17 protein-coding genes are annotated in these 18402 nt (G+C 72.8%); 8 read left to right on the top strand and 9 right to left on the bottom strand.

Features of this window, described 5'->3' with window-relative positions; translation table 11 throughout:
* Positions 1 to 40 precede the first annotated feature (40 nt).
* Complete coding sequence (locus G514_RS0121025) at positions 41 to 1321, top strand: family 43 glycosylhydrolase (RefSeq protein ID WP_028653354.1); 1281 nt, start codon at positions 41 to 43, stop codon at positions 1319 to 1321.
* Positions 1322 to 1332: 11 nt separating this feature from the next.
* Here the strand turns inward: G514_RS0121025 and G514_RS0121020 are convergent, their stop codons facing one another.
* Complete coding sequence (locus G514_RS0121020; protein WP_028653353.1) at positions 1333 to 2520, bottom strand: endonuclease/exonuclease/phosphatase family protein; 1188 nt, start codon at positions 2518 to 2520, stop codon at positions 1333 to 1335.
* A 165-nt stretch (positions 2521 to 2685) separates the two neighbouring features.
* Here G514_RS0121020 and G514_RS0121015 point away from each other — a divergent pair, with 165 nt between their 5' ends.
* The 5 genes from G514_RS0121015 to G514_RS30785 all read left to right on the top strand — a co-directional run bounded on the left by G514_RS0121015 (position 2686) and on the right by G514_RS30785 (position 6219).
* Complete coding sequence (locus tag G514_RS0121015) at positions 2686 to 3933, top strand: magnesium transporter MgtE N-terminal domain-containing protein (RefSeq protein WP_028653352.1); 1248 nt, start codon at positions 2686 to 2688, stop codon at positions 3931 to 3933.
* Positions 3926 to 4450, top strand: coding sequence for a DUF1003 domain-containing protein (locus tag G514_RS0121010; protein ID WP_028653351.1), 525 nt, complete (start codon positions 3926 to 3928; stop codon positions 4448 to 4450). Before G514_RS0121015 ends, G514_RS0121010 begins: the two co-directional genes overlap by 8 nt.
* A 30-nt stretch (positions 4451 to 4480) precedes the next feature.
* Positions 4481 to 5644 carry an Mrp/NBP35 family ATP-binding protein gene (locus G514_RS0121005; protein ID WP_028653350.1) on the top strand — a complete coding sequence of 388 codons (1164 nt, stop codon included), beginning with the start codon at positions 4481 to 4483 and terminating at the stop codon, positions 5642 to 5644.
* 9 nt (positions 5645 to 5653) lie between these two features.
* Complete coding sequence (locus G514_RS0121000) at positions 5654 to 5986, top strand: sec-independent translocase (RefSeq protein ID WP_028653349.1); 333 nt, start codon at positions 5654 to 5656, stop codon at positions 5984 to 5986.
* 80 nt (positions 5987 to 6066) lie between these two features.
* Positions 6067 to 6219 (top strand): hypothetical protein, encoded by a 153-nt coding sequence (locus G514_RS30785; protein WP_169576531.1) that lies wholly within the window; start codon positions 6067 to 6069, stop codon positions 6217 to 6219.
* Positions 6220 to 6238: 19 nt separating this feature from the next.
* Here the strand turns inward: G514_RS30785 and G514_RS0120990 are convergent, their stop codons facing one another.
* The 3 genes from G514_RS0120990 to G514_RS0120980 are packed head-to-tail and all read right to left on the bottom strand — an operon-like array spanning position 6239 to position 7914.
* Entirely contained in the window at positions 6239 to 6625 is a 387-nt protein-coding gene (locus tag G514_RS0120990; protein ID WP_211222201.1) for a DUF4234 domain-containing protein, read from the bottom strand.
* A gap of 31 nt (positions 6626 to 6656) precedes the next feature.
* Complete coding sequence (locus tag G514_RS0120985; protein WP_028653347.1) at positions 6657 to 7376, bottom strand: hypothetical protein; 720 nt, start codon at positions 7374 to 7376, stop codon at positions 6657 to 6659.
* Between the two features lies 1 nt (position 7377).
* Positions 7378 to 7914: a hypothetical protein gene (locus G514_RS0120980; RefSeq protein ID WP_028653346.1), complete on the bottom strand. Its 537-nt coding sequence runs from the start codon at positions 7912 to 7914 to the stop codon at positions 7378 to 7380.
* A 108-nt stretch (positions 7915 to 8022) separates the two neighbouring features.
* On the opposite strand from G514_RS0120980, the gene G514_RS29560 reads away from it, so the two are divergent.
* Together G514_RS29560 and G514_RS29555 are read left to right on the top strand one after the other, a co-directional pair.
* Complete coding sequence (locus G514_RS29560; RefSeq protein ID WP_051247959.1) at positions 8023 to 8634, top strand: LysM peptidoglycan-binding domain-containing protein; 612 nt, start codon at positions 8023 to 8025, stop codon at positions 8632 to 8634.
* Positions 8631 to 9143 carry an Rv3235 family protein gene (locus G514_RS29555; RefSeq protein WP_051247956.1) on the top strand — a complete coding sequence of 171 codons (513 nt, stop codon included), beginning with the start codon at positions 8631 to 8633 and terminating at the stop codon, positions 9141 to 9143. Before G514_RS29560 ends, G514_RS29555 begins: the two co-directional genes overlap by 4 nt.
* 164 nt (positions 9144 to 9307) lie before the next feature.
* Here the strand turns inward: G514_RS29555 and G514_RS0120965 are convergent, their stop codons facing one another.
* The 5 genes from G514_RS0120965 to G514_RS0120945 all read right to left on the bottom strand — a co-directional run bounded on the left by G514_RS0120965 (position 9308) and on the right by G514_RS0120945 (position 18221).
* The gene (locus tag G514_RS0120965; protein WP_028653344.1) at positions 9308 to 9964 is read right to left on the bottom strand and encodes an ATP-binding cassette domain-containing protein; all 657 of its coding nucleotides are present in this window, start codon (positions 9962 to 9964) and stop codon (positions 9308 to 9310) included.
* On the bottom strand, positions 9961 to 10839 hold the full coding sequence (locus G514_RS0120960; RefSeq protein ID WP_245582292.1) for an ABC transporter ATP-binding protein: 879 nt from the start codon (positions 10837 to 10839) through the stop codon (positions 9961 to 9963). The genes G514_RS0120965 and G514_RS0120960 overlap by 4 nt, the downstream gene beginning before the upstream one ends.
* Before the next feature lie 5 nt (positions 10840 to 10844).
* On the bottom strand, positions 10845 to 13877 hold the full coding sequence (locus tag G514_RS28165) for an FtsX-like permease family protein (protein ID WP_036565786.1): 3033 nt from the start codon (positions 13875 to 13877) through the stop codon (positions 10845 to 10847).
* A gap of 104 nt (positions 13878 to 13981) precedes the next feature.
* Positions 13982 to 16891 carry a preprotein translocase subunit SecA gene (gene secA / locus G514_RS0120950; RefSeq protein WP_028653342.1) on the bottom strand — a complete coding sequence of 970 codons (2910 nt, stop codon included), beginning with the start codon at positions 16889 to 16891 and terminating at the stop codon, positions 13982 to 13984.
* Between the two features lie 136 nt (positions 16892 to 17027).
* A complete protein-coding gene (locus G514_RS0120945) occupies positions 17028 to 18221 on the bottom strand; it encodes a winged helix-turn-helix domain-containing protein (protein WP_028653341.1) in 1194 nt (397 codons plus the stop codon).
* Between the last annotated feature and the right edge of the window lie 181 nt (positions 18222 to 18402).

Raw genomic sequence — 18402 nt, 5'->3', positions numbered from 1 at the left:
GGTGCACATTTCTCTGGTTCGCAAGACGTCGGTGGCTGCCGTGGCGGTGATCGGCCTGGTCCTGGCCCTCGTGATGACCCTGGTGGCGTCAGGGGCCTTCGGCTCGACTGCCGAGCAGCACCGCTCACGCGGCGCGGCGAAGGGACACCAGGCCGACGCGCGGTGGGTGCCGGGCCACACCAAGGCGGGGCTCGCCAAGATCAAGCGGCAGCAGGCGCGCCGGGCCGCCCACCACGGTGCGCGGTTCATCAGCTTCCGCGACCGGGTGCTCGGCGCCCAGCCGGTGCTGTCCTACCGCGGCGCGGCCGACCCCACGGTGGCGCGGTACGCCGGCGGCTGGGTCGCCGTGTCGACCGGCCCCGGTGCCCCCCGTGCCATCGCGCCCCAGCCGGGCGGTCCGTGGCAGAACATCCCCTCGGCCCTCACCGTGCAGCCGAGCTGGGCGATCAGCGGCCGCTACTGGGCCTCCGACCTGGTCGAGGTCAACGGCGTCTGGCTGCTCTACTTCTCGGCCGAGGTCGCCGGGCTCGGCCTGGACGGGCGCTGCATCGGCGTCGCCACGTCCGCCGACCCGACCGGCGCGTTCGTGCCCGACGAGAAGCCGCTGGTGTGCCCGAGGCAGGCCGCGACCCCCTCGGCGTACGACAAGATCAAGCGGCGGGCGCGCGACATGCCCAAGAGCGGGGTCATCGACCCCGACTACTTCAAGGACAAGCGCGGCCACCGCTACCTGCTCTACCGCACCCAGGGCACGCCGTCCTCGATCCGCCTGGTCGAGCTGCCGCCGAGCGGCCGTCCGGAGGGCAAGGCGCGCAGCACGCAGCTGGTGCGCCGGGGCGGGGTCATCGAGAACCCCACCATGCTGCGCCGCGGGCGCCAGTACGTCCTGCTGAGCTCCGAGGGCGAGTTCGGCGAGTGCAGCTACAAGACGACGTTCCGCCGCTCCGTGAGGCTGACCGATTGGTCGCGCGCCAAGCGGCAGGTCCTCGTCGACAGCCGCAAGAGCGGGCTGTGCGGGCCCGGCGGGGCCGACGTCGGGCGCGGCCCGAGCGGCGAGCCGCTGCTGTTCTTCCACGCGTGGACCTGCCCCCAGCTCGCGGGCAACTGCCCGGGCGGGCACAACTACGACCGCGAGAACCTCTACGACGCGCGCCGGTCGCTGTTCGCCGGCGTGCTGAGGTTCACCGGCAGGCAGTCGCCGCGGATCAAGTCCTACGTCGCGCCGATCCTCCCGCCGCCCCCGCCTCCCCCGCCGACGCAGACGCCGTCGCCCACCGACCCGACCACGACGATCAAGCCCCAGCACCGCGGCAACCGGTAACCGCTGCCGTCTCAGTCGGAGTCGTCGGAGCTCTCGCTGGACGGCGAGGACTCGTCGCCGGGCTCGCCACCCCCGCCGGGGCCATCGGCGAGCGGCTCCTCGGGGATGTAGGCCTCGGCGTACACGAACGGGTGGTCGCTCACCCGGCCGACGATGCCCTTGGTCGCGCTGACGTAGCCGGAGAACTGCATGCCGGAGCCGAAGATCCAGTCGACGCCCATGTGGTCGGGGGTGTCGCAACCGCTGCCGTAGCCGCCGCCGTTCGCGGCCACCATGGCGGTGCCGCCCACGATCGGGCAGAAGACCTCAGCGCGGTCGTTGTAGTCACCGGTGAAGACGACCGGGGTGCCGTCGGCGGCGAGCTGGTTGGCGAGCTTGACCTCGATGCCGACGGCGACGCCGCGCCAGTGCGCGTTGTTGCCGTGGTTGGGGGTGGACGCGGGGTTGTGCGTGTTGAAGAACCACACCTCCCGGCCCGACTCGATGTTCTCCAGCTTGATCACCGGACGGCGGATGAGGTCGCCGTGGAAGTAGGGGATCGCGATGCTGTTGGCCTCGACCAGCCTCCACACGTCGGTGCGCCAGGCGATCGAGTCGCGGATGGAGCCGCGGTCGAGGGACGGGCCCGGGTAGACGTCCCAGCGGGAGCCCGCGAGCGACCGGAACCGGCCGTACTGGGACTCCTCGAACTCCTGGAAGCCGATCACGTCGAGGTCGGCCTGGTTGATCAGCGAGAAGGCCATGCCCATGCGGGTGCTGCCCGAGGCGTAGCCGCGCTTGTTGCCGCCGATCTTCGCGGTGTGGGAGCCGCCGAGCACGTTGAAGGTGCCGACGCGGAACGTCGTCTCGTCGGCCAGCCCGCGGCGGAGCCAGGCCAGCGACCGCTTGAGCTTCTTCGCGCCCTTGACGTCCTGGGCCGGGACGTCGGTGACGATCGCGGTCGGCTCGTCGGCGGGCGTCGTGGTCGCCTCGGCGCTCTCGTCTGTGCCCTGCTCGGTGCTGGTCGCGTCGGCCGCGCCGCTGGTCGCGGTGCCGAGGTCGGCGGCGAGCCGGCCCGTGCCATCACCGTCGTCGCGCGAGCCGATCATGCCGGTCGCGCCGCCCACGACGAGCACCATGAACACGACCACGAGCGCGGCCGTCGCCGCGACCTTGAGGTGGCCCAGGCGCCGGGAGCGTGGCATCGCGTGCTTGGACACGGACCCCTCCCAGGTGCCTGTTCGCGGCGACCCGAGAAAGGCCCCGCACGACGAAATCCTGCTTCGACAGGGTACCCCGCACGCGCGGACCCGATCTCATTGTTGACGCATCTGCCCCCGGCTGCGTTCCCTCGCTGCGGCACCGCGCACCAGTAGCGTTGCGGCGTGAGCACAGCTCCGTCGCGCGTGTACGCCGCCCGCCTGGTCGGCCTGCCGATCTTCGACCCCCAAGGTGACCAGGTGGGGAAGGTGCGCGACCTGGTGGTGGCGATCCGCTCGGAGAGCAGCCAGCCGCGGGTGCTCGGGATGGTGGGCGAGGTCTTCGGGCGCCGCCGGATCTTCGTGCCGATGACCCGGGTGACCAACATCGACAGCGGGCAGGTCTACACGACCGGGCTGCTGAACATGCGCCGCTTCGAGCAGCGCTCGACCGAGACCCTGGTCGTCGGCCAGCTGTTCGACCGCACCGTCACGATCACCACCACGGGCATCACCGGCACGATCTACGACGTCGCGATGGAGCAGGCGCGCAACCGCGACTGGGTGCTGAGCCGGATCGCGATCACCGAGCCAGCCAAGGGGCTGCGCAGGCGCGGGCAGACCCACGTCGCGGAGTGGGGCGAGGTCGAGGGCCTGACCCGCCGCGAGCCCGCCCAGGGGGCGACCCAGCTCATCCACGCCCTCAACGAGCTGCGGCCGGCAGACGCGGCGAGCGTGATCCACGACCTCCCGCCCGAGCGACGCACCGCCGTGGTCGCGGCGCTGACCGACGAGCGGCTCGCCGACGTCCTCGAGGAGCTGCCGGAGGAGGACCAGGTCGAGATCCTCGGCTTCCTCGCCGACGAGCGGGCGGCCGACGTGCTGGAGGAGATGGACCCCGACGACGCTGCCGACCTGATCGCCGAGCTCCCGCCCGAGACCGCCGAGGCGCTGCTGCTGCTCATGGCGCCCGAGGAGGCCGAGGACGTCAAGCGGCTGATGTCCTACGTCGAGAACACCGCCGGCGCGATGATGACCTCCGAGCCGGTGATCCTCGGCCCGGACGCGACCATCGCCGACGCGCTCGCCCACGTGCGCAACCCCGACCTGACCCCGGCCCTGGCCGCGCTCGTCTACGTCTGCCGGCCGCCGCTGGAGACGCCGACCGGCCGGTTCCTGGGGGTGGCGCACATCCAGCGGCTGCTCCGCGAGCCACCCTCGACGCTCGTCGCGGGTGCCCTCGACGAGTCGATGGAGAACCTGCGCCCCGAGGCGACCATCGACGAGGTCGCGGCGCACCTCGCGACGTACAACCTCGTCGCGGCGCCCGTGGTCGACGAGAACGGCCACCTGATCGGCGCCGTCACCGTCGACGACCTGCTCGACCACATGCTCCCCGAGGGGTGGCGCGACCGGGCGGTGCACAGTGCCTGAGCCCACCAGCCGCCGCGCCCGCCTCGACACGCCGCGCGAGACCCGGCGCCAGCTCGTCCGGCGGCCCGCGGTCGACCACGACCTGTTCGGGCGGTTCGCCGAGCAGTTCGCGCGGTTCATGGGCACCGCGACGTTCCTGCTCTACATGACGGCGTTCGTCGTGTTCTGGGTGGTGTGGAACTTCGCGGCGCCCGACTCGCTGCGTTTCGACGACTACCCGTTCATCTTCCTGACCCTGATGCTCTCGCTCCAGGCGTCGTACGCCGCACCGCTGATCCTGCTCGCCCAGAACCGCCAGGAGGCGCGCGACCGGGTGATCGCCGAGCAGGACCGGCAGGCCGACGCGCGGGCCCACGCGGACATGGAGTTCCTGGCCCGCGAGGTCGCCTCCCTGCGGATGGCGGTGGGCGAGGTGGCGACCCGCGACTACCTGCGCTCGGAGCTCCGGTCGCTGCTCAGCGACCTCGAGGAGCGCTCCGCCACCATCGACCGCTCCGAGGCGGGCGACGACGGCTGACAGCCCGGCCCCGACTACGCTGGGACCATCATGAGCAGCCCCCTTCTCGAGCAGGTCCACGCGGCCCTCGCCACCGTGAACGACCCCGAGATCAGGCGACCGATCACCGACCTCGGGATGGTCGAGTCCGTCGAGGTCGACGGCCCGGGCGTGGTGCGGCTGACCGTGCTGCTCACTGTGGCGGGCTGCCCGATGAAGGACACGATCACGCGCGACGTCGGCGCGGCCGTGCGCGCCGTGCCGGGCGTGACCGACGTCGACCTCACGCTCGGCGTGATGAGCGCCGAGCAGCGCGCCGGCCTCAAGGACCTCCTCAGCGACGGGAAGGCCCAGCGCGACATCCCGTTCGCCCAGCCGGGGTCGCTGACCAAGGTCTTCGCGATCGCCTCCGGCAAGGGCGGTGTCGGCAAGTCGTCGGTCACGGTCAACCTCGCGCTCGCGATGGCCGCCCAAGGCCTCAAGGTCGGCATCGTCGATGCCGACATCTACGGCCACTCGGTGCCCGCCATGCTCGGCATCGCCGACGCCAAGCCCACCCAGGTCGAGGACCTGATCATGCCGGTGCCGACGCCGTCCGGCGTCTCGGTGATCTCGATCGGCATGCTCAAGCCCCGGCGCGACCAGGTCGTCGCGTGGCGCGGGCCGATGCTCGACCGGGCGCTCGTCCAGATGCTCGCCGACGTCTACTGGGGCGACCTCGACGTCCTGCTCCTCGACCTGCCGCCCGGCACGGGCGACGTCGCCATCTCGCTCGGGCAGCACCTGCCCGGCGCCGAGGTCGTCGTCGTCACCACACCGCAGGAGGCCGCCGCCGAGGTGGCCGAGCGGGCCGGCACGATGGCCTCGATGATGCACCAGCGCGTGGTGGGCGTCGTCGAGAACATGTCCTACCTCCCCTGCCCCCACTGCACCGCGGCGGGCGAGGACCACCGCCTCGAGGTGTTCGGCGCCGGCGGCGGCGCACGGGTGGCCGACACCCTCTCGCGCCGTTTCGGCTACGACGTGCCCGTGCTCGGAGAGGTCCCGCTCGACCTGTCGCTGCGCGAGGGGGGCGACGCCGGCAAGCCGATCGTCGACTCCGACCCCACGGCTCCCGCGGCGGTCGTGCTCCGCTCGGTCGCGGAGACCCTGGCCGGCCGCGGGCGCGGCCTCGCGGGGATGCAGCTCGGGCTCACCCCCTCCGGCCGGCTCTAGGCGGCCGACGTGTTCGGGGTCGGCCTGCCGGAGCTCGCCGTCATCGCCTTCGTGGCGGTCCTCGTCTTCGGCCCCGACCGGCTGCCCGACCTGGCCCGGCAGGCCGGCCAGATGCTGCGCAAGGCGCGTCAGTTCGCGGACGCCGCGCGCGACGAGCTGCGCGAGGAGCTCGGTCCGGAGTACGCCGACCTCGAGCTGCGCGACCTCGACCCGCGCACGATCGTCCGCAAGCACATCATCGAGGCGATGAACGACGCCGAGGACGACGCCCGTCCCAAGCGGAAGGGCCTGCGCCCCCTCAAGGCCGGCGAGCTCCCGCCGTACGACGTCGAGGCCACCTGAGACCGTCCGGCTCACTTCGCGTCACGTCTGTCGTATCCGGCCGTCTCCGTTCGTGGAGAGGGTGAAGGAGGCGATCAGCCATGTGGGACACCGTCCAGACCAACGAGCAGCACCTCTCGCACGACCTGCCGTGCCCGCGTTGCGGCCACGGCGTGCACACGTTCCTCGCGTGCGGCGACGACTGTGTGTGCGCCCCGGTCGTGATGCCCGGCGCGTCGGGCCTCGCGGCCTGAGCGGGCGCAGCCCGGGCGCTCAGCCCTGGGCGCCGACCGAGCGCCAGTACTCGTTGAGCGCGTTGTTGGTCTTCACGAACCACACGATCGCGCCGACGAGGAAGAACCAGCCCAGCAGCAGGAACCACAGCCCGGTTGCGGCGCTGACCGGCCGGGCCTGGCCCCGGCGCTCGTAGAGCCCGCCGGCCTCGTGGGAGGTCAGGAACGGCATCACGACCCCGACCAGGATCGCGAGGATCAGCGCGACCGGGCCGCCGAGGCCGACGCCGGTGTGCCGCTTCATCTCGTCGTGCGTCTTGTAGTACCAGTACCAGGTGTAGAACCCGAGCGTGACGATGGTGAGCAGGATGCACGTCCCCGTGCTGCGGATCGTGCCGATCGGAGCTGTCGGATAGGCCTCGGTCATGCCGCGCACCCTAGGGCACGGGCGGTGCGGTTCAGGGCGACGACGCGGTCAGGCCGGCGTAGGTGACGTGGTCGCCGGGCCTCAGGTGCCCGACGTACCAGCCCGGGACGCCGGGGCGCTGGAAGCGGTGCGACACCGTCGCGGTGCGGGTGTGGACGCGGTCGGTCCACGGCGGCTCCGGCTCGCGGCGCGGGACCCAGACCTTGAACGTGATCCGCGGACCGGAGGCGCGCAGGCAGACCCGCCACGGGAACCGCAGCAGCTTCAGGTCCGAGGTGACGACCGGCCCCAGGTTGAACTGGCCGACCTCACGCCACGGCTGCGCCAGACGCCGGCTGTCCCAGGTGAGCACGTTGAAGACCCAGACGAACGTGCCGAAGGTGTTCTTCGTCAGCGTGACCGCGCGCGTGCGGTCGCCCGGCCCGACCACGACGCGCACGGCCAGGCCTTCCTGGTCCTGGTGACGCGACTGCCCGGTCCACGTCGCGCAGACGGTCTGGTCCAGTGTGGGCCGGTCTCCGGGACGGTGGAGGATCTCGCGCCGGTTCCAGTCGCGCGGCACCTCGCCCAGCGGCGGCCGCGCCCGCACCGTCACCTCGCCATCGGCCGAGGCCCGCGCGACGTAGCGCTCCGCGCCCGGGGTCAGCACGCGCGCGGTGTACGGCGACGGAGGCCTGCCCGCTGCCACCGACGAGGGCACCAGCAGCGGCAGCAGCAGGGCCGCGGCCAGCCCGACGATCGACGGCCGCACGTCAGCCCCGCGACTGGACGGCGGAGACGTGCGCGAGCGCGACGAGGACCAGCCGGCCACCGGTGCCGGACGCCAGCTCGACGAAGTCAGCGCCGACGCGCGCGAGCGTGCCGTCGTGGCGGCGGCCGTCGGTGCGGTGCACCGAGCACGGCTCGCCCGAGTCAGCGAGGCGGCGGAGGGCCGCACCCAGGCCGAGCCGGGCCGAGGCCGGCCAGGCGACCTCCGGCACCGCACGCTCGGAGGCACCGTGCACGCCGGCCACCGCGTCCAGCCCGACCACCCAGTCCTGGCCCGCGCCGCCCACCAGGCACCAGCCGGACGCGACGCGGGCCACGCGTCCCGTCACCGGCCCGACACCGAGGACGTCGAGCGTCACGTCGTGCTCGACCGTGGCCATCAGCCGGCCCGCCAGGGTCACCGAGCGGTACTCCTCGCGGCTGCGGTCCGCGAGCTCGGGCGCCCGCTCGGCGGCGTACAGCGCGGAGGCCTGGCCCTCGAGGTCGTCGAGGTAGGCGAACAGCTCCTCCTCCCACGACATGGCCCGACCCTGCCACGTGCCCGCCGTGCTTGTGGAGACTCCCTTGACGCTTCGCGTCAACGAGCGTTGACTGAGGCAAACAGAAGCAAATACAAGGAAACTCTCGGGATGAACGTCGTGGCGGCCAGCAGGCCGCGCTGCCTGGCCGTGGCCACCGGCCTCACCGCGGCCCTGTGGGGGGCGGCCGCGGTGCTGGTCCGGATGCTCGCGGCCGGGCAGCCGGCCACGGCGGGTGCCACCCCGGATGCCGGCCCCGATGCCGGCCTGGTCCGGCTGTGCCTGGGGGCGCTGGTCCTGGCCGTGGGCTGGGCGTGGCTGCAGGCCATGGCCGGCGTGGGTGATGCCTGGCGCGGGGCGAGGTGCGCCCCCGGCCACGGCGTGCGCCGGCTGGTCGTGGTCGCGTGCGGGGTGGCACTCGCGGGCTCCCTCGGCGGGCCCGCCCTGGCCGGCCACGGCGACCCGCCCCCGGACCCGCTCTCGGGGCTGCCGCTCCCCCAGCGCGCCGAGGGCCCCGGGCACCCCCGCGGCCACAGCGTCGTCGTCCGCCCCGGCGACACGCTCTGGTCGCTCGCGGAGCGACGGCTGCCCGAGCCGGCCAGCGCGCGGCAGGTGACCGCCGGCTGGCACGCGATCTACCGCCGCAACCGCGGCGTCATCGGACCCGATCCCGACCTGATCCGCCCCGGACAGGTCCTCGTGCTCACGAGGGAGACGACATGACCAGCAGCCAGCGACACGCGTCCGTCACGCCGATCCGCGTGCCCGTGGCCTCGGTGCAGGGCACCCTCGCCCTCGACCTCAGCCCCCGGCACGCGCCGCCGGTCCTCCCGGGGCCGACCGGGTCGCGCGCCGTGGCCGACGTCGTGCCGATCGAGCCCCACCAGCGGGACCGGCTGGAGGTGTGGGTGCACCGCTTCGTGCAGGCGAGCGTCGAGATCGTCGGCGGCGACCGGCCCGCGAGCCAGCTGCTGCGGTGGACGACTGGGTCGGTCTACGCCGACCTGCACCGCCGCGCGCTCCTCGTGGCCCGCGCCGGCGGCCACCTCCCCGGCACCGGCCGCGTCCAGCCGGTGCGCCCGCACGTGGAGAGCGTGCACGCCAGCTTCGTCAGCCCCACGGTCGCCGAGGCGAGCGCCCGGGTGCGCTACGGCGCCCGGTCACGTGCGCTGGCGCTGCGCTTCGAGAACCGCGACGAGCGGTGGCTCTGCACCGCCATGGACTTTGCCTGAACCGCAGCGTGACCGTCAGCCTGCGACGAAGGAGCAGGCGGAAATCGGTCACGGGTCGAGCGAGCCCCGCGGCTGACCTTGCGAAGCCGCGACGGGCGTGTCGAGACACTCCGCAGCGAAGGCACCCCAGCAGCAGGCCGCGAGGAACGAGCGGACTGCGGGCGCTAGGCGAAACTCCGCACCCACGTCGCCTCGCCCGCATCCAGCGCGAGCTCACCGTCGGCCGCAGCGGCCGCCTCCGGGTCGTGGGTCGCCAGCACCACGACCGCTCCGCGGTCGGCCGCAGCGCGCAGCGCGTGCAGCACCACCTCGCGGTTGCGGCCGTCGAGGTCGCTGGTGGGTTCGTCGGCCAGCAGCACCGACGCGCGGGCGGCCAGCGCGCGGGCCACGGCGACCCGCTGCTGCTGCCCGCCGGACAGCTCCTCGACCAGGTGCCCGGCCCACTCCTCGAGCCCGACCTCCTCGAGCGCCTGCCGCGCCCGGTCGTCTGCCTCGCGCGAGGGCACGCCGCCGTCGAGGAGGGGCACGACGATGTTCTCGTACGCCGTCAGGACGGCCGCGAGCCCGTTGCCCTGCGGCACCAGCACGATGCCCCGCGCCGCGGCCTCGGGGCGACCGCCGACAGGCACGCCGTCGACCTCGACCGTGCCGCGGTCGGGCTCGAGGGCACCGGCCATGAGCCACAAAAGCGTCGTCTTGCCGGCTCCGGACGGACCGGTCACCGCGAGCAGCTTCCCGCCCGGCACGGTGAGCGAGAGCGGCGCGATCGCCAGCAGCCCGCCGTAGCGCACGTCGACGTCGGCCAGGTCGAGCCGGGTCACGACTGGTCCCTCTCGACGCGGAGGCGGTACTCGCCGTCCTCGAGCTCGAGGCGCACCAGCGTGCCGGGCGGCAGCACCTCGAGGGCGTGTGCGGGCAGGGGCAGGAACCCGTCGGCGGTGACCACGGCGTACTCCTCGCCCGAGCGGCCCTCTCCCCCGATCCGGCCGTCGCGGATGGTGACCGTACGCGGCATCCAGCGGGCGACGTCACGGTCGTGCGTGACGACCACGACGGTGGTGCCGAGCTCGCGGTTGACCCGGGCGAGGGCCGCCAGCACCCGGTCGCGCGCCTCGTGGTCGAGGCGGCTGGTCGGCTCGTCGGCGAGCAGCAGGCCCGGCCGCGTCGAGAGCACGACGGCCAGCGTGGCCAGCTGCAGCTGACCCGGGGTGAGTCGGTCGAGGGGCTCGTCGCCGAGGTCGCTCAGCCCGACCATCCCGAGCAGGGTCGGCGTGCCCGGGAGGTCGCCCGCGCGCTCGGCGCGCTGGGCGGCGACCTGGGCGAACTCGATGTTCTGGGCGGCGGTGAGGAAGGGCAGCACGTTGCGCGCGGCGCCCTGCAGCATGAGCGAGACGTCGGTGGCGTGGAGGGTGTCGAGCTCGCTCGCCGTCGCCTTCGTGAGGTCGAGGTCGCCGACCACCACGGTGCCGGCCGTCGGACGGAACAGCCCGGCGAGCAGCGAGAGCAGCGTCGACTTGCCGGCGCCCGAGGGGCCGAGCAGGCCGATCATCTCCCCGGCGCGCACGCTGAGGTCGACGCCGGCCAGCGCCGCGACGTCGCGGCCCTCGCCGCGGTAGACGTGCACCAGCCCGCGGGTGTGCACCGCCAGGCCGCGCGGTGCGGTGGCGCTCGGGGCGAGGATGAGCTCGGTGGTCACGTCGGTCAGACCTCCCGCATCCGGCCCAGCCGCGCGCGGCGCGCGGTCCAGCGTGACGTGACGACCACCAGGCCCGCGAGCAGCACCAGGCCGACGCCGCACGCGACCAGCACCGCGACCCACGGCGTCGCGAAGTCGGTGGTGTCCACCGCGGGCGGGTCGGTGAACTGACGCACCTCGGGCAGGGCGAGCACCGCGGCGACGACGCCGCAGGCGCTCCCGACCAGCGCACCGACCAGGATCACCGGCAGCTGGCCCAGCAGCTCGAGCCGGCGCAGCGACGGGCTCGGCAGGCCGGCCATCCGCAGCGCCGCGAGGTCGTTGGCCCTCGCGCGCCAGGTCGTCGCGGTGGCCACGAGCATCACCAGCATCGCGACCAGCACCGAGGCGCCGCCCACGAGCACCGACAGCGCGAGGCTCCACGCGGCCGGCGAGGCGTCGAGCTCGGACCGGACGTCGTCGACGGTCGTCAGCTGCGCCGGGAGGATGCCGCGCTTCCGAAGCTCGGTCTCGGCCCGCGCGAGGACCCGCGCGTCGTCCGACCAGACCTCGACCGCATAGTTGCCGTCGCCGGCCTCCGGACGGCGCAGCACACCGTCGAGGTCCACGACCCGGCTGCCGAGCGACGAGCCCGGCACGCGGTCGAGGGTGCCGACCGCCTGGAGGTCGATCTGCCCCTCGGGCGCGGGGGCCGCGAACACGCCCTTCTCGCGGCCGGTGACGAGGGCGGGGACCGGCGAGGGCACCCACGCGCTGAGCATCACCGGTGGCGTCGCGGCCTCCGAGGAGACCAGGACGCCGAGGTTGCCCTCCGGGTCGGCGGCGGGGACGACCGAGGACCCCAGGTCGTCGGACACGCGCCGCCAGGCCGTCACCGGCCCCAGCGAGAACGGCGACCCGTCGGCGGTCAGGTCGCGCAGCACGACGGTGCCGCTGACCTCGCTGCCGATCGGAGCCCGCACGCCGATGCCGGTCACGGTGCAGGCCTCGGCGCACGGCAGCCCGGTACTGAAGGCGGTCGTGCCGTCCGCGAGCGGGATGAGCGAGAGGTCGACCAGCTCGGTCGTGACGTCGCTCGTGAGCACCTGGAGGCTGACCACCAGGTCGTCGACCCGCTTGCGGGCGGGGCCGCGCAGCCGCACCTCGTGGGAGGCGACCGTGCCCTCGAGGGTCGTCCCGGTCAGGACCAGCGGGTCGACCCCCGGGGCCAGGATCGCGTCCCAGTCGCCGCGCTCGGCGCTCGACAGGGGGAAGAACGCCACCCGCGGGAACGCGCGGGGATCCACCGCCACGGTGGGCGCGGTCAGCGACCCGTTGCCGGTGGTGGTCACCACGGGCGTCAGGTGCCGGTGGTCCGGGTCGACGGCTCTCAGCGCGGCGACCACGTCGGCCGGCCGGGCCGGCCGCTGGAGGCTGAGGGAGTACGGCGCGCCGTTGAGCTGCTCGGCGGCGTTCTGCCGGTTGTGCTGGCCGGTCACCAGGGCGTCGACGCAGAACCCGAGCAGGGCGGTGGCCACGACCACCATGGCCAGCACCCGGCGCGCGGCCGGGCGGCGGACGGCGTTGACGATGCCGGCCGCAGCAACCGCGCGTCCGCCGCGCATCAGCCGGACCGAGACGAACCGCGTGACCGGACCCAGCGCCCGGCCGAGGAGCAGCCCGGCGGCGACGGCGAGCAGGCTGGGCGCCAGGGTGGCGAGCGGCCCCTCCAGCCGGCCGCTGACCAGCGCGGCGACGGCGGTGAGAGAGAAGACGATCGTCGCGATCTCGATGACGCCGGTGCCGGTCGCCGTGTGCCGGGCCGGGACGGCGCGCAGCAGCGAGTCGACCGGCTCGCGCACGGCGCGGCGAGCCGCGAGGAGCACCACCGCGAGCACCGCCGCCACCGCGGCCAGGGCGGCGAGCACGAAGCCTCCGGTCACCTCGATGGGCACCGGCACCGGGAAGACGATCTTGGCCACCAGGGCCATCACGAACGGCGAGACGAGCACCCCGACGGCGACGCCGCCCAGGGTCAGCGGCAACAGCTCCGAGAGGAGGTACGCCGCGGCGCCCCTCCGGCCCCGACCGCGGAGCCGGGCGAGAGCCAGCTCGGCCCGGCGGTCGTCGGTGGCGCCGACGAGGACCATCCAGAGCACCACCGACACCAGGACGAGGAGCTGGGAGATCAGGACGACCACCGTCGTGCGGCCCTGCTCGCTGCCGGACGCGACGCGCTCGCTGAGCCCCGGCAGATCGGTGAGCAGCAGCACGGCGGCGCTGTTCCCCTGCAGCGCCTCCTGGCGCAGCTCGTCGACGATCGGTCCGATCACCAGCAGGCTGTCGTGGTCGACCGCGTCGAGGTCGAGCGTCCACAGCGTCGAGCTCGTGATCTTGTGCCACTGCGCGGGTGCGTCGGCTGCCGTCAGGCTGTCGGGGGCGGTGACCCAGTCGTCGGTGGCGGTGCCGACCTCGGGGACCACCGTGCCGGCCCGGCCGGTGAGCGGTGCGTCGAGCCAGTCGCCGTCGGCCGGCGGCACCTCGTAGACGCCGACCACGGTCACGGTGCCGCTGGCGACCTCGTCGGACACGTTCGGGTCGACACGCTCGGTGACGTCGACCTGGCTGCCGACCGTCCAGCCGTTGGTCTCGATGTCGGCCGTGCTCACCATCACCTCCCCCGAGCCGGTCGGGCAGCGCCCGCTCGCGACCTCGAGGCGCTCGCACGCGCCGTCGGCCGCGTAGAGGCGGGTGACGACGCTGAAGGAGCCGTCGGGGAGCACGACCTTGACCGGCGCGGCGAGCGAGACGTCGGGGTCGGAGAAGTAGGGGTCGAGCCGGGCCGGGAAGAGGCGCTCCAGCTCCTCGGCGGAGAGGTCGCTGGAGTCGAGCCGGACCGATGTCTGCTCAGGCGTCGCCTGCGTGAGCACCGAGCCGGCCAGACCCTGCTCCATGGCGCGCTGGTAGAGCGGGCCGAGGCACAGGCAGGTCGTCAGCAGCGCGGCCAGCGACAGGAGCGAGAGCGCCTGGAAGCGGCGATGGCGGATCCTGCTCCACACAGAAGCCGCCCTCCGTCCGCACTGCCTGAGACCCGGAGGCTAGTTTCCCTTGGTCACGAGAAGGACACGGAACGGTCTACGCGCGGCAACGGAACCCGGACCTGTCACCCACCTGCAGCGCGGGCGGTGAGCCCGGTGGGACCTCCCGGCCGGCCGTGGCACATCTTGTACTTCTTGCCCGACCCGCAGGGGCACTGCGCGTTGCGGCCCACCTTGGCGAACGGGTCGTCCGCCGCGGTCGCCGTGGTGCCCCTGACCTCGGCCTCGCCGTCCTCGGACGGCGCGGAATAGGAGAGGTTCTGCGGCTGCTTGGCCGGCTGCAGTCCCTTCGCCCGGATCTGGGGCTGGCGGACGAACGCCGCGGCCGGCGACTCGAGCTCCTCGTTGGGCTGCTCGGCGGGGCCGGACGCGACCAGCGGGTCGTCGGCGTCGACGTCGTCGGAGTCGGGCACGAAGTCGCCGATCACCCGGCGCATCGGCTCGACGACCTCGGCCTCCTCGTCGTCCTCCTCGTCGTCCTCCTCGACGGCGACCTCGAGGTTGAACAGGAACCCGACCGACTCCTCCTTGATGCTGTCCATCATCGCGGCGAACATCTCGAAGCCCTCGCGCTGGTACTCGACCAGCGGGTCGCGCTGGGAGTAGGCGCGCAGGTAGATGCCTTCGCGGAGGTAGTCCATCTCGTAGAGGTGCTCGCGCCACTTGCGGTCGAGCACCGAGAGGAGCACGCGCCGCTCGAGCTCGCGCATCACCTCGGCGCCCACCTCGGCCTCACGAGCGTCGTAGGCCGCCTGGGCGTCCTTCTGGAGCTCGGTGATCAGCTCGTCGCGGTCGATGTTGGCGGAGCCGTCGTGGTCGCGCACGATGCGGTCGAGGTCGAGGGACACCGGCCAGATCTGCTTGAGGTCCGTCCACAGCTGCTCGAGGTCCCACTCCTCGGCGAAGTCCTCGGTCGCGGCGGTGACCACGCCCACGACGACGTCGTCGATGAAGGTGCGGACCTGCTCCTCGATGTCGGCGCCCTCGAGGACCTCGCGGCGCTCGGCGTAGATCACCTTGCGCTGGCGGTCCATCACGTCGTCGTACTTGAGGACGTTCTTGCGGGACTCGAAGTTCTGCGACTCGACCTGGCCCTGTGCGTTGGCGATCGCGTTGGTGACCCGCTTGTTCTCGATCGGGACGTCGTCGGGGATCTTGAGGACCTGGAGCACCCGGTCGACCCAGTCGGACTTGAAGAGCCGCATCAGCTCGTCCTGGAGCGACAGGTAGAAGCGTGACTCCCCCGGGTCGCCCTGGCGACCGGAGCGACCGCGCAGCTGGTTGTCGATCCGGCGCGACTCGTGGCGCTCGGTGCCGACGACGTAGAGCCCTCCGAGGGCGCGCACCTCGTCGTGGTCGCGGCCGACCTGCTCCTTGACCTTCTCGAGGGTCGCGGGCCAGGCGGCTTCGTACTCCTCCGGCGACTCGACGGGGTCGAGACCGCGGCCGCGCAGCTCCTGGTCGGCGAGGAACTCCACCGAGCCGCCGAGCATGATGTCGGTGCCTCGGCCGGCCATGTTGGTGGCGACCGTGACCGCGCCCTTGTGGCCGGCGACGGCGACGACCTTGGCCTCGTCGGCGTGCTGCTTGGCGTTGAGGACGGAGTGGGGGACGCCGAGCTTCTTCAGCTTCTGGGACAGGTGCTCGGACTTCTCGACCGACACCGTGCCGACCAGGACCGGCTGGCCCTTGGAGTGGCGCTCGCGGATGTCCTCGACGACGGCGTCGTACTTGGCCTCCTCGGTGCGGTAGACCAGGTCGGCGTTGTCGATGCGGGCCATCGGCTTGTTGGTCGGGATCGGGACCACGCCGAGCTTGTAGATCTTGTCGAACTCCGAGGCCTCGGTCATGGCCGTTCCGGTCATGCCGGAGAGCTTCTCGTAGAGGCGGAAGTAGTTCTGCAGGGTGATCGTCGCGAGCGTCTGGTACTCCTCGCGGACCTGGACGCCCTCCTTGGCCTCGATCGCCTGGTGCAGGCCGTCGTTGTAGCGGCGGCCGGCCAGCATGCGGCCGGTGTGCTCGTCGACGATGAGCACCTCGCCGTCCATGACGACGTACTCCTTGTCGTTGTGGAAGAGCTCCTTGGCCTTGATCGAGTTGTGCATGAACGAGATCAGCGGGGTGTTCACCGACTCGTAGAGGTTGTCGATGCCGAGGTGGTCCTCGACCTTGGTGATGCCCGGCTCGAGGACCGAGATGGTGCGCTTCTTCTCGTCGACCTCGTAGTCGACGTCGCGCTCGAGGCCCTTGGCGATCGTGGCGAACTCGCCGTACCACTTCACCTCGTCCTGGGTCGGACCGCTGATGATCAACGGGGTCCGGGCCTCGTCGATGAGGATCGAGTCGACCTCGTCGACGATGGCGAAGTTGTGACCGCGCTGGACGCACTCCTCGATCGAGCCGGCCATGTTGTCGCGCAGGTAGTCGAAGCCGAGCTCGTTGTTGGTGCCGTAGGTGATGTCGGCGCCGTAGGCCACCCGCCGCTCGTCGGGGCGCATCTCCGGCAGGATCACGCCGACCGTCAGGCCCAGGAAGTGGTGGACGCGGCCCATCCATTCCGACTGGTACTTCGCGAGGTAGTCGTTGACCGTGACGACGTGGACGCCCTTGCCCTCGAGGGCGTTGAGGTAGGCCGGCAGGGTGGACACGAGGGTCTTGCCCTCACCGGTCTTCATCTCGGCGATGTTGCCGAGGTGGAGCGCCGCACCGCCCATCACCTGCACGTCGAAGTGGCGCTGGCCGATCACCCGCTTGGCGGCCTCGCGCACCGTGGCGAAAGCCTCGGGCATCAGGTCGTCGAGGGACTCGCCCTTGGCCAGGCGCTCCCGGAACTCCGCCGTCATGCCGCGCAGCTCGTCGTCGCTCATCGCGACGAAGTCGTCCTCGATGGCGTTGACTGCCTGCGAGATACCTTCGAGCTGGCGCAGGATCTTGCCCTCGCCGATGCGGAGGAGCTTGTCGAGGATGGCAGGCACGGTGCGGTGACTCCTGAAGTCGGTGGCTATGCGTCGTGGAGCGCGGGCGCGGACGGCGCGCACAGGGGCGCTGGAGCGCCTCGTTCATCGTAACGGGCGACGGGTCGCGAGCGTTCCTCGGCGGGACGGGGCCCCGTCAGCGCGCGAGGGCCACGGCCACCTGCGGCGCCAGGTCGCCCCGATGCTCGACCACGACCGAGTCGAGCCCGAGCCAGCCCGCCAGGACCCCGAGCTCCGCGGCGAGCTCCTCGGCGGTGTCGTCCGGCGCGCCGTCCTCGGCCCACGCGGACCTCACCAGCAGCAGGCCCTCCTTGCGGTCGGCCTTGAGGTCGAGCCGCGCCACGATCTCGTCGCGCAGCAGGAACGGCAGCACGTAGTAGCCGTGCACGCGCTTGTGCGCGGGGGTGTAGATCTCGATCCGGTAGTGGAAGTCGAAGAGCCTCTCGGTGCGCTCGCGCAGCCACACCACGGGATCGAAGGGGCTCAGGAAGGCCCGCGCCTCCACCTTGCGCGGCCGGCGCGCGTCGCGGTGGAGGTAGGCCGGGCGGCTCCAGCCCTCGATCGTGACCGGCTCGAGCACGCCCTCCTCGACCAGGACGTCGACGGCGGGCCTCACCTGCTCGGTCTTCATCCGGTAGTAGTCGGCCAGGCAGCGCAGGGTCGCGACGCCGTGCGAGGCGGCGGCCCGGCGCACCAGCTCGAGGTCGGCCTCGGCGGGGGTCGGGGTCGGCAGCGCCAGCACGCCGGCCGGGATCACCCGCTCGGGGACGTCGTAGACGACCTCGAACTGGCCGTTGCGGCCCGCCACGGCCAGGTCGCCGCACATGTAGAGGAAGTCGAGGGCCTTCTTGGCCTCCGACCAGTTCCACCCCCAGTGCTGCTTGTCGCGCGGTGCGCCGTCGTCGAGCTCGCGCGCGGTGCTCGGCCCGCGGGCGGAGACCTCGGCGAGCAGCCGCTGGGCGAGGTCGTCGTCGACGTCCTGCCACCACTTGCCGCGCTGGGCGCGGTAGTAGTCCATCCGGTGCTGCATCACCGGCCAGAGCTCGACCGGCATCAGCGCCTGGACGTGCGCCCAGTACTCGACCAGCCGCCGCGGCGCCTTCTCCGCCGCCCGGGTCAGCAGCGCCGGGTCGTAGGGACCCATCCGGGAGAACAGCGGCATGTAGTGCGCCCGCTGCAGCACGTTGACCGAGTCGACCTGCAGCACGCCGGTGCGCTGCAGCGTGCGCCCGAACGTCCGCATCGTCGGCGTCGCATGCCGAGGATCGAGGAACCCCTGGGCGGCCAACGCGATCCGGCGCGCCTGGGCGCGGCTCAGGGAGTCAGGCACGCACCAAACTCAACCAGAGCCCGCCGACACCGGGCGTGAAGCGCGATCGGACCCGTGGGAGCGAAGCGACCGGTAGCGCAGCGAGCAGTCGTCCCCGGATGGGTGGCCGAAGCTCGCGGGGTATCAGGCAGCGCAATGGGAGCGTGGGAGCGCAGCGACCCGGTAGTTCCGAGCGCAGCGA

This window comes from Nocardioides halotolerans DSM 19273 (genome assembly GCF_000422805.1).
Taxonomy (GTDB): Bacteria; Actinomycetota; Actinomycetes; order Propionibacteriales; family Nocardioidaceae; genus Nocardioides; species Nocardioides halotolerans.
The sequence above is the reverse complement of the archived record's forward strand: the minus strand, read 5'-3'. Positions and strand labels throughout refer to the sequence as shown.

Coding starts and splice junctions, on each gene's coding strand:
- G514_RS0121005 (WP_028653350.1), top strand. CDS start 4,481: ATGAGCAGCCCCCTTCTCGAGCAGGTCCACGCGGCCCTCGCCACCGTG.
- G514_RS30785 (WP_169576531.1), top strand. CDS start 6,067: ATGTGGGACACCGTCCAGACCAACGAGCAGCACCTCTCGCACGACCTG.
- G514_RS0120990 (WP_211222201.1), bottom strand. CDS start 6,625: ATGACCGAGGCCTATCCGACAGCTCCGATCGGCACGATCCGCAGCACG.
- G514_RS0120980 (WP_028653346.1), bottom strand. CDS start 7,914: ATGTCGTGGGAGGAGGAGCTGTTCGCCTACCTCGACGACCTCGAGGGC.
- G514_RS29560 (WP_051247959.1), top strand. CDS start 8,023: ATGAACGTCGTGGCGGCCAGCAGGCCGCGCTGCCTGGCCGTGGCCACC.
- G514_RS29555 (WP_051247956.1), top strand. CDS start 8,631: ATGACCAGCAGCCAGCGACACGCGTCCGTCACGCCGATCCGCGTGCCC.